Origin of the sequence: Tessaracoccus bendigoensis DSM 12906 (genome assembly GCF_900141915.1) — a bacterium.
Lineage (GTDB): Bacteria > Actinomycetota > Actinomycetes > Propionibacteriales > Propionibacteriaceae > Arachnia > Arachnia bendigoensis.
Window position 1 is genome coordinate 22,767 of record NZ_FQZG01000050.1, and the last position, 10,333, is coordinate 33,099.

Annotated in this window: 10 protein-coding genes; 7 read left to right on the plus strand and 3 right to left on the minus strand. The window is 64.2% G+C overall.

Going from position 1 to position 10,333, the window contains the following annotated elements:
* Positions 1-45: 45 nt before the first annotated feature.
* Genes BUC15_RS12825 through BUC15_RS12855 form a run of 7 tightly spaced genes read left to right on the plus strand, consistent with a single transcriptional unit; the run spans position 46 to position 7,820 of the window.
* Positions 46-675, plus strand: a complete 630-nt coding sequence (locus BUC15_RS12825) for a hypothetical protein (protein ID WP_139280257.1) — start codon at positions 46-48, stop codon at positions 673-675.
* Between the two features lie 27 nt (positions 676-702).
* Positions 703-1,086 carry a PrgI family protein gene (locus tag BUC15_RS12830; RefSeq protein WP_084189579.1) on the plus strand — a complete coding sequence of 128 codons (384 nt, stop codon included), beginning with the start codon at positions 703-705 and terminating at the stop codon, positions 1,084-1,086.
* Entirely contained in the window at positions 1,043-3,475 is a 2,433-nt protein-coding gene (locus tag BUC15_RS12835; RefSeq protein ID WP_139280258.1) for a VirB4-like conjugal transfer ATPase, CD1110 family, read from the plus strand. The genes BUC15_RS12830 and BUC15_RS12835 overlap by 44 nt, the downstream gene beginning before the upstream one ends.
* 20 nt (positions 3,476-3,495) lie before the next feature.
* Positions 3,496-5,262, plus strand: coding sequence for a M23 family metallopeptidase (locus BUC15_RS12840; RefSeq protein ID WP_073188931.1), 1,767 nt, complete (start codon positions 3,496-3,498; stop codon positions 5,260-5,262).
* Positions 5,263-5,313: 51 nt separating this feature from the next.
* The gene (locus BUC15_RS12845; protein WP_073188933.1) at positions 5,314-5,508 is read left to right on the plus strand and encodes a hypothetical protein; all 195 of its coding nucleotides are present in this window, start codon (positions 5,314-5,316) and stop codon (positions 5,506-5,508) included.
* 13 nt (positions 5,509-5,521) lie between these two features.
* On the plus strand, positions 5,522-7,231 hold the full coding sequence (locus tag BUC15_RS12850; protein WP_073188936.1) for a VirD4-like conjugal transfer protein, CD1115 family: 1,710 nt from the start codon (positions 5,522-5,524) through the stop codon (positions 7,229-7,231).
* Between the two features lie 4 nt (positions 7,232-7,235).
* Entirely contained in the window at positions 7,236-7,820 is a 585-nt protein-coding gene (locus BUC15_RS12855) for a hypothetical protein (protein WP_073188938.1), read from the plus strand.
* Between the two features lie 103 nt (positions 7,821-7,923).
* Here BUC15_RS12855 and BUC15_RS12860 read toward each other — a convergent pair whose 3' ends face one another.
* The 3 genes from BUC15_RS12860 to BUC15_RS12870 form a co-directional block, all read right to left on the minus strand.
* Entirely contained in the window at positions 7,924-8,331 is a 408-nt protein-coding gene (locus BUC15_RS12860) for a hypothetical protein (protein ID WP_073188940.1), read from the minus strand.
* 7 nt (positions 8,332-8,338) lie between these two features.
* Complete coding sequence (locus BUC15_RS12865) at positions 8,339-9,166, minus strand: hypothetical protein (protein WP_139280259.1); 828 nt, start codon at positions 9,164-9,166, stop codon at positions 8,339-8,341.
* 110 nt (positions 9,167-9,276) lie between these two features.
* Positions 9,277-9,876, minus strand: coding sequence for an RNA polymerase sigma factor (locus BUC15_RS12870; RefSeq protein ID WP_073188944.1), 600 nt, complete (start codon positions 9,874-9,876; stop codon positions 9,277-9,279).
* Between the last annotated feature and the right edge of the window lie 457 nt (positions 9,877-10,333).

A 10,333-nucleotide genomic window follows, 5' to 3' on the forward strand; every position in this document is an offset into this window, starting at 1 on the left:
ACCACCCTAGCGACGCTAGCGGGGGCAGTGGTCATAGTGGGGTTAGTGTCGGGGTGTGGTGCTCCGGCACGGGACCTCAACGAGGTCCGCCAAGACGCGCTCGTTGAGATGGAGCAGTTGCGGTTCGCGGAGGACTACCACGACTCTCTGAAGACGATCGAACGCTCGGTCAACATCGACGAGATCGACAACGTGCTGCGGATCGCCCGCGACACCGACGCCGAGAACCAGGACGTGTTCTGGGGCTGCGCGCAACGCGGAACCGGGCTGCTCGACGGAGCCACCCTGAGCGCGATGACCGACGGGGTCAAGGAGTTCAACGAGTTCGAGCTGACGCTGGGGCGTAACCAGTCAGCGTCGCTGGACTTGGTCGGCACCGCTGAAATGATCGGGCAGATGGAGATCTCGCAGGGCGATCAGTGGCTGATCGACCACGCCGGCACCGTGACCGGGTGGGAAGCGACGTTGGATGAGTCGATCGCCAACCGGCGAATCGAACTGCACGAGGGACGTCAGATGGTCTATGTGTATGGCCCCGATCGGTGCCACGTGCCGTTCACGTTGACGCTCACCACCACGGGGGAGGGCCCCACTGACCATGAGGCCACCTTGCTGGTCCAGGAGTCCGGCGCACTGCTGATCGACGTGTTCGGTTCCTCGTTCGACATCAAGTGAGCCGGGTGGATTGCTGTGGCGTTGGAGATGAGGGTCTACGAGGAGCTGACCTCGATCGAGCCGAAGGTGATGGCCGGGTTCACGTGGCGCCAGTTGTTGGCGGTCGTGGTCGTCGGTGCCGTCACGATCGGGTTGGTGGTGGCTCTGTTCCTGGCTGGGACCACGGACTTCAGCATCGTGTCGTGGATCGTGATCCCGATCGCGGTGCCGTTCGCCGCGTGGGGCTGGGTCAAACCGTTCGGGATGCGGTTCGAGAAGTACGCCGGGCATGTGCGGCGGTTCCTGGCCCGCCCCACCAAGCGCCTGTATGCCAATGACGCGCTGTGGCAGGCGCACCAAAGAGAGTCGTTTGAAGGGAAGAGGCCTCGTGTTCCTCGGAAACAAGAGCAAGTCGAAGAAGCCGGCCACTAACCCGGCAGGCACGCCTGCCGCGACGCCGAAGTCGTCCAAGGCTGCGGCGAAGAAGAAGGCCAAGGCACGGGCTGCGGAGGCGAAGAAGGCCCAGAGCGTGCTGTGGTACGACGCGATCACCGAATCAGGTGTGTGCGTGCTCGGCGGTGGGAAATACTCGGTGATGCTGCGCCTGTCTGACATCAACTACCAGTTGGCCACTGACGATCGGCAGCGCGAGCTGCTGGAGCGCTACGCGAGGTTCTTCAACCTGTTCTCGATGGGCCAGCAGTTGCAGGTCACCATCGTCAACCGCCGGCTGGAGCGCGACACCCTGTTGGGCAAGGTGCTGTTCCCCGAACCGCTGCACGGTGACGCGGTCAGCGTGTACCGCTCGGACCACAACAAGCTAGTGCGGTCCATGATCGGTGAGTCGCGCTACTCGATCGTGGCAGAGAAGTACCTGACGTTGACGGTGTCTGGCGAGTCGCTCGACGAGGCCCTGGCCGTGCTCAACCCTCTGGTGGAGCAGGTCACCAACCAGATGTGGACGCTGCTGGAGTGCCGCGCCCACCGCGTCGATGGACCGGGCCGGATCGAGTTGCTGCGCGAGCTGACCCGTGGCTGCTACGCGGCCGGGTTCGACTACGCCGGCATGGCCCGCTCGGGAGCAACCACCCGCGACGAGCTGGCCCCGCAGGCGGTGGAGTTCCCCACCCGCAGCGAGCTGGTTCTGGCCGGCGACGAGGGAGACATCTGGTGCCAGACGTTGGTGCTGCGCGACTACCCGTCGTGGATGAGCGACCAGCTGTTTCGGCGGTTGTCGGAGGTGCAGACCGATCTGGTCATCTCCTTCCACATTTCCCCGATCGATCGGTCAGAGTCGCGTGATCTGGTGATGCGCCGCAAGGCGGAGCTCGACATGGAACGCACGGACCGGCGCCGCAAGCTGGTCAAGGCGAACATGGACCCGGAGGAGGATCTGCCGGAGTCGTTGAAGCGGTCGTTGGCTGAGGTCAAGGACCTCATGCACGACCTCGACGACAACGATCAGCGTCTCTACACCACCACGTTGGTGGTGATGGTCCAGGCGTCGTCGGCTGAGGAGCTGAAGGATCGGGTGACGAAGGTGCGCCAAGCGGCGAAGACCGAGTCGTGTGATCTGGCGGTGATGAAGTTCTTCCAGGAGCAGGGATTCAACACCGCGCTGCCGCTGGGGGAGTCGTTCCTGCCGGTGCATCGCACGCTCACGTCGGCGGCGGTGGCGGTGATGGTGCCGTTCACGTCGCAGGAGATCCTCGACGATCAGGGCCTGTTCTATGGCACCAACGCGGCCACGGGGAACCCGATCATTGCTGACCGTCGACGGACACGTAACGGCAACGCGTTCGTGCTGGGAACCTCCGGGTCGGGCAAGTCCCACTTCTCGAAGTGGGAGATCGCAGAAGTGCTCATCGGTCGCCCCAACGATGAGGTCATCATCATCGACCCCGAACACGAGTACCGTCCGCTGGCGGATGCGTTCGATGCGACCGTCGTCGACGTCCATGCCGGCTCGTCGCAGGTGATCAACCCGTTCGACATCGTGCTCAACACCCGTGAGGGTGACCCCGTCAGGTTGAAGGCAGAATCGCTGCTGTCGATGCTGCGTGTCCTGCTGGGTGGCGGCAGGGGTTTGTCGGCCGCGCAGGAGTCGATCCTCGACCGGTCGATCACCACTTTGTATCACCGTTACCTCGACGACCAGAACCAGCCCGTGCCCACCCTGCGGTCGCTGCATGGGGAGCTGCTGCTCCAGGCCGAACCGGAAGCTGCGGCGATCGCCACGGCGCTGGAGATGTATGCCACCGGCACGTTCTCCGGGTTCGCGCAGCAGACCAACGTGGATGTGTCCAACCGGTTCATCTACTACGACATCGCCAAGCTGGGCGACCACATGAAGACCTTCGGGATGATGGTGGTCCTCGACCAGGTGTGGAACCGGGTCATGTCCAACTTCGGCCGAGGGATCCGCACCTGGCTCTACGTCGACGAGTTCCACCTGATGTTCACCAACCCGCACGCACTGGCCACGTTCTTGTCGATCTACAAGCGGGCCCGCAAGTACGGTCTGCTGCCCACCGGCATCACGCAGAACGTGGAGGAACTCCTGGCGGTGCCTGAGGCCCGGTTGATGCTGTCGAACTGTGATTGCCTGTTCCTGCTTGGACAGAAGAAGACTGACGCCGACGAGCTGGCGGTCCTGCTCGGGCTGTCGGATGACCAGATCAGGGCGTTCACCTCCGTCGAAGCCGGCTACGGCCTGCTCAGCTTCGGGGCGACCACGCTGCCGTTCAACGCGCGTAAGGAACAGTCCCCGCGCGGGCCGCTGCTCACCCTGCTCGACACGACGTTCGACGACCGCAGCTAGACGCACTCCAAAGGGTTGGGATGTACAGGACCAGGGGTGCGGGCCGGCTCACCGGCCATCAGCGGGGGACCGCGCTGACCCGCTCGGCGCGGGTGATCAGCCGTACCCGAGGCGAGGTCCACTCCCTGGCCGCGACCGCCCGCGCCACTGAACGCAAGGTTGCTGCCGCTGGTGATCTGGACCCTGACCAGCAAACCAACTCGGCTGTGGTGTCTCGCAGCAAAGAGATCGCGTTGCAGAAGGTCAGCTACAAGCTGGCCGGGAACCCGCCCAAGACGTCGATCGGCCGGACCGCGAACCGGGCAGGGGTCGGCGCAGTCCAAGCCACCGGCTCGGAGCTGAAGAACGCACTTCGTGACGGTGGGCGGCTCGACATCGACGACGCCGCCGTGTCCGCGGCGAGGTGGGCCAACCGCCACGGCACCGCCCTGACCGTCAAGGTCGGAGCCAAGACGCTTGTGTTCGGCGGCAAAGCCGGGATCAAGACCTCCTCGCTTGTCGGGCACGCCACGGTCGGCGCCGTCCGCTACTCCGCGATCGGCACCATCCACGCCGCACGGCTCGGCGCCACCGGCGCCGCAGCGGCTGGCCGGCTGACCGGGCAGGTCGCCACTCGAGGAGCACGCCTCACTGGCCGCGCCGCCACACGGGGCACCAACACTCTCCGCAAAGCGGGAGCGGCAGGCTGGAAGCGCGGCACGGCCGCAGCCCAGCGGGCGAAAGCTGCGGCTGTCAGTGGAGCCCGCGCAGCTGCGGTAATGGTCAAGGCTGCCGCGAGCGCGATCGTCGCCGCCGTCTCCGGCTCCACAGTGCTGCCCGTCGTGGTTGGCATCATCGCCGTGGTCGCTCTGCTGGTGGCGATCCTGCCGGGGTTCATCACCGGCGCCGGCCATGAGCAGCACCGTTCAGAAACCCTCTCGGCGGTGTGCATCTCGTCTCCCTACGAGCTGGGCCCGGTCCAGCCGCACGTCGAGCAGGCTACGGTGCTGTTGGGCACCCTCCACGGGGTTGAGGTGATCGGCGGCTGGCGTCCAGGCAACACCTACGACGTTGAAGGCCATCCGGCCGGGTTGGCTGTTGACCTGATGACCGACCGCGCGAAGGGCGATGCGGTGGCCGCCTACGCTCAAGAGCACGCGGCCGAGCTGGGAATCAAGTACATCATCTGGTGGCAGAAGATCTGGTCGGTCGAACGCGCCGGTGAAGGGTGGCGGCAGATGGAGGACCGTCGCTCCGATTCGGCCAACCACCTCGATCACGTTCACATCTCCTTCAACCCCGACCCCGGCACCGGCGGCTTGGAGACCCTCATGGCGGAGGCGTGTGGCACCGGCGCCGACGGCGCGCCAGCGGTCAACAAGGCGGCAGCAGAATCGATCGGGGGCTGGGCCAACCCGACCCCGTCGACGAGGGTCACATCCCCGTACGGGATGCGGACCCATCCGATCACCGGGGTGTACAAGCTCCACACCGGCGCCGACTACGGCGGCGGCTGTGGGGTGCCCATCAACGCGGCCGCGTCCGGGACGGTCTCCTCGGTGTCCCCCAACCGCGCCTACGGCAACCTCATCACCATCGACCATGGCGCCGGTATCGTCACCCGCTACGCCCACTCCTACAAGAGCGAGATCTATGTCCGTGCCGGCGATACCGTCGTGGCCGGGCAGCGCATCGCCGCCATGGGCAGCTCCGGCTACTCCACCGCCTGCCACCTCCACTTCGAAGTGAAAGTGGGCGGCGGGTTCGTCGATCCCGTCGCGTTCCTGCAAGCCAGAGGTTTGGGATGAGAAAGTGTCACACCTGCCCGGTAGCGTCACCTGGTGACGAAAGGAGCCGGCATGGAGATCAACCTGAAGATTGTCGCCGTCGTGGCCGCGATGTGTGTCGTCGGGCCGGTGGGGCTCATCCTGATCCGCTGGGTGTTCCGCGCCCTGGGGCTGTTCGTTGCCCTCGCGCTGGGCACCATCGTCCTAGCGTTGGTAGTGGCGCTAGTGCGGGGAGTGGTCACGGGCGGTATCTCGTTCACCTGGTGAACCGGAGGACGTCGTGAAGCGCCGCGCCGCAGTGTTCTTCGGGCTCATCATCGCCGTGATCCTGTTCTGGATCGGCAACACCGTCTGGCACGATGCCCGCCTCGGCTACGAGACCGGCGGCTGGGCAGGCGCGTTCGACCACGCCGACGACGGCCTCCGTACCGTTCGGCTGGCCATCTCCACCCACGTCCATGACCTCCTCGCAGGTCTTGCCCTGGTCGGGTGCGCCGGGCTGGGGTGGCTGTACTACGTCGCTGAGCGGGGTAGGGAACGCCGCGGCGAGGAACACGGCTCTGCCCGCTGGGGCAGACCACGCGATATTGGGCCGTTCATCAACCCCGACGCCGGCCGGAACCTGCTGCTGACCCGCACCGAACGGTTGACCATCGACCGGCCAGCCAAGATCCAGCATCAGCGCAACCTCAACGTCATGGTGATCGGCGCCGCCGGCACCGGCAAGTCGCGCAACTTCATCCTGCCGAACATGGCGCGCCCCCACTCGTCGTATCTGGCCACCGACCCCAAGGGCGAACTGCTCGCAGCCTCCGGCACCGCCCTGAAGGAGGCCGGCTATCAGATTCGGGTGCTGAATCTGGTCAACTTCGCAGAGTCCGACCGGTTCAACCCTCTTGCGTATCTGAGGCCCGGGCACGAACCAGAAGACGTCAACCTGATGGCGATCAACATCATCGCCAACACCGACGTGCCCCGCCAACAGATGGCCGGCGGGGGAGACCCGTTCTGGGAGAGGGCCGAAGCCGGGCTGCTCAACGCCCTGATCGGCTTCGTGGCCGCGACCTACCCGGCAGGGGATCAGCACCTCGGGTCGGTGATGGATCTGCTGCTCCAGATGCGCGCCAGTGATGACGTCGCCTACACCAGTGAGGTGGATGCGATCTTCGAGGGCGCCGCACGGATGCTGGCCGATAACCCGTCGATGCTGCACCACGAGCTGCTGGCGTTCGCGATCGCCAACTACAAGGTTTATCAGCGGGCCGCGCAGAAAACCGCCGCGTCGATCATCGTGACCATGGGTATGCGGCTGGCACCCCTCCATATCCCGTCGGTGAGGCGTCTGGTCACCGCTGACACGATGCAGCTGGACCTGGTCGGGTTCGAACCGACCGCGTTGTTCATGGTGCTGCCAGACACGAACAAGCAGTTCGCGTGGCTGTCGGCGTTGATGCTGACCACGTTCTTCCAACGCGGGGTGTGGCTGGCCGACCGGCAGTACAGCCGCCGGCTGCCCGTGCCGGTGATGTGCTTCCTCGACGAGTTCGCCAACATCGGCAAGATTCCCGATTTCGACATCCTCGCCGCCACGCTGCGCTCACGTGGGATCTCGTTCCAAGCCGTGATCCAGGCGCTCGGTCAGGGCCAGGCGCTCTACCGTGACGGCTGGAAAGCGATCCTCGGTAACTGCGACACGGTGCTGTTCCTCGGCTCAGCGGATGCTGACACCAAGGAGTACATCTCCAAAGCGTTGGGCAAGCAGACCATCATGGTCACGGACTCGTCTCGCACCAAGGGCCGGCACGGGTCGGACTCCCGATCCCGCAAGTCGCAAGGCCGTGAGCTCCTCACCCCCGACGAGGTCGGCCGGCTCCCCGGCGACGAGGCGATCGTCCTGATCCGAGGTCTCCCGCCGTTCAAGTCGAAGAAGCTGGCCCCACTTCCTGAGACCACCCCGTACCGCCACCAGACGCAGAATGCGAGGATATGAAGCCATGAGCACCCACGATGCGCCGGCCACCGATGAGGACCGGCTTGAAGAAGTCCGCGAGAGCCTGGTCGAACGAGACACCATGATCACCGAAGTCTGGCGGCGGGTAGAGGAAATCGCTGGCGACGTCGACGCCCTGGCCAGTAACCAGACAGCAATGAGCTTGATCATCGAGCATCTGGTTGAGGACATCGATGAGGAAGAGTCAGCCGCTGTCGAGGTGGCCCTTCGCCCGTGGACGAGGATGCCGCGCACCCGCCAGGATTGGCTCGACCTAGTGGCATGGGTCGACGAGATGAGCGCCGCCCACAGCCTCGCGGAGATGCCGGTGTGCTGGCCAGCGCACGAGCAACTGGTGTTGGAGCTCGACGCGGCGCGAGCGGCGTGGAACGTGGCAGTCGCGCGACACCAGAAAACGGTTTCGGATGCGATGTGGAGCTGGTACAGCTACGTCTGGACCCCACTACGAGCACGGCTCGCCGCCTGGGACCGCTGCCGCAACGGCCACATCGCGGATCCTGTGGGAGCACTGACGGGGATGGAGTTCCTCCCGCCAATCGCGGATGCCCTGGTGTCCAGCACAACCTAGATCTCCGGCTTCTCCTTGGAGTGGCTCCACAGCTTTGGGGGTGAGACGAGTAGTCCTCGGCCTCACCCCCATTCGGTTGCTCTGTTCGAAGTCTGTCAGGTCATTACTGCAGGGTGACGCGGTACCAATCAAGAAAGGACATGATGTTCAAGTCGACGGTGCCACTTGGACCTTCCAGCGTCAATGGAAATGTGTTTCCTGATTGGAGGCCAATTGTGACATCGATTTCTGAGGGGTCTGTTGGTTGACCCAGCCTCTGCCATATCCAATCCAACTGCATTTGCAGCTCGTCCACCCCGATCTTGTTCGTAATTGTCCGACACGCCGCTTCAGCATCCCTGGCCGCTAGGCTCTTTATGAAGCTGGTAGCGGCTGATTCGGGTGTCGGAGCTCCGCCGTTGCGACTGTCACACGAGAACTCGCCTTTGGGAGAGACCCAGAGCCACCAGCCGATCACCGTGATGAGCGCAATGATGAGGATGAGGATGGCTGCTCGGAGTTTCTTGATCATTGTGTTTCTACTTTCTTTCCCATGCTTCGTAGGAAGTGACTGCTGGCGCGGTGATGTCGTGTCGGTCATTGCCGGTGTAGATGGTCTCGGTTGCAATGATCTGACCGGTATCGGTCGCGATGATGAGGTTCTGTTGGTAGTTGTCGACGTCAGAGCCGATCCTGAAGGAGAGGGCTGATCGGCCCAGGCGATCGGTCACTTGACCGATGAGGGTGACGTCAGGCCGGGATGCGAGGTACTCGAGCACTGTGGCTTCTTGAGCTGGTGTCACGGTGGTGTTGACGAGGACGCTCAGCAGGCTGAGTGTCGATTCCTCGGTGTTGGCGGGATCGACCGAGAAAGCGGTCTCAAGCCACTGGGCCAGTTGATCGGCGTCCTCAGGCAGGACACCGCTCGCGGAGGCCGCAACGGATTTCTCGGCGCTCAAATGCTCAGAAGACAGCGGCGTCCCAGGAATTGGCAGATCCTTGACCTCTTGGCCTGGGAAGGGTCGTCCCACGACGGTTTCGATGGTGACGCTACCGTCTGGTGAGAAGGTGGTCGAGGAGACGGTGGGGCTTGTGTTGGAAGCAACTACCTTCCCGGCCGCGTCGATTTCGCTGACGAGGCTCCACGCGTGCAGTTCGATCGCGGTGCGTGGCCACGCGCCTTTGCGGCGTAGTTCGGCGAGCTTCATGAGGTGATTTTGGGCTGACCCGGCGATTGGCGTGGCTTCCATTAGGGGTGGAGTTGCGCTGGCGGCTACAGGGCGAAAGACGATCATGCCGATGAGCGCTACGAGAACTGCACATGCCGCGAGCGTAAGTGGAGCGTGATTCCGATGCGTCTTCTGCATCTTCGGCGGCGTGGGGGCGGGGGTGGACAGGATGCGGGCGAGGTCTGCCTCGGCACGCGGGCCATACTCGACGTTGGGGGCAGCGAGCTTGATCAGGAGTTCGGTGTTCTTCACGGTTGTAGCCCCCTTTCAGGGCCGTAGCGGCTGGAGAGTTGGAGAGCTCGGCGGAATTCCGCCTTCGCCCTGGTGAGTCTCACCCGGTAGGTGACGGGGTTGAGGTTGAGCGCCCGGGCTCCTTCAGCAGTGGTGAGATCACTCCAGTAGGCAAGGAGGAGGACCTCTGCCTGCTCGGGCTTGAGTAGCTGAAGGGCGCGTTCGATATCGAGCTGTTGCTCTGTCGCCAGAGCGTGGTCAAGTGTGGAGGGTGAAGCTCGGTAGGCGAGTTCCTTGTGCACTGTGTCGCGAACCCTCTGGCTGCGGTAGTGGTCTCCGATCTTGTTGCGGAGAACGCCGTAGAGCCATCCCTTGTCCAGTTCGCCCTTCTCCAGGAAGCGATGCCACATGAGGATGTAGGCCTCCGCGGCCAGCGCCTCAGCGTCGCAACCCGCAGTGCGGCCAAGTACGAACTTGACAGCCGCAGCGTAGGTGTCGCGATAGAAGACGGCGAATACCTCGTCAGAGGGGCGCTTCGCGCCCTTGGGCAGATCGGCTTGACGCGAGACATCCCGGTCTTGTCCGACGCCAGGATGGCTGCCTGATGGGTCTGTCATGATCCGCTCCGAATAGCCGCGTAGGGGTTCACGTAGGGTATTGGACGAGACTCATCGTTTGTTACCGCTCTGGCTCCGGGGCCCAGACCTGTTGAGGGTGAAGGGCGTACAGGGCTTATGCCGACGTGTGGATTATGCCGACCGTGACCACGTCTGCCCTTGTCGGAACTGGTTGGGTCGGGGGGTTGTCGGCATAATCGCGGCGTGAGAGCCTGCCCTTTTCCGGACGGGAGGGGTGGGTCATGGGTTCTCCGATTCAGCTTGAGGGTTGTTCTGCTGGCCCTCCGGCGGGTGGTTGGCATGCGAGGATCTGGCCGCGTCGGCCTGCCGGTCCTCTTGCAGCCGTGATGGTGGATCTGATCGATTGGCTTGTCGAGCAGGGTTACGCCTCGACCACGCAGCGTAACCATGTCCGCGCGGCGGCACGGCTCGGCTCGTGGATGGTCGCCAAAGGGCT

Excerpts from the sequence above, each read along its gene's own strand:
- BUC15_RS12830 (WP_084189579.1), top strand. The coding sequence starts at position 703 with ATGAGGGTCTACGAGGAGCTGACCTCGATCGAGCCGAAGGTGATGGCC.
- BUC15_RS12840 (WP_073188931.1), top strand. The coding sequence starts at position 3,496 with ATGTACAGGACCAGGGGTGCGGGCCGGCTCACCGGCCATCAGCGGGGG.
- BUC15_RS12845 (WP_073188933.1), top strand. The coding sequence starts at position 5,314 with ATGGAGATCAACCTGAAGATTGTCGCCGTCGTGGCCGCGATGTGTGTC.
- BUC15_RS12855 (WP_073188938.1), top strand. The coding sequence starts at position 7,236 with ATGAGCACCCACGATGCGCCGGCCACCGATGAGGACCGGCTTGAAGAA.
- BUC15_RS12860 (WP_073188940.1), bottom strand. The coding sequence starts at position 8,331 with ATGATCAAGAAACTCCGAGCAGCCATCCTCATCCTCATCATTGCGCTC.
- BUC15_RS12865 (WP_139280259.1), bottom strand. The coding sequence starts at position 9,166 with ATGCAGAAGACGCATCGGAATCACGCTCCACTTACGCTCGCGGCATGT.
- BUC15_RS12870 (WP_073188944.1), bottom strand. The coding sequence starts at position 9,876 with ATGACAGACCCATCAGGCAGCCATCCTGGCGTCGGACAAGACCGGGAT.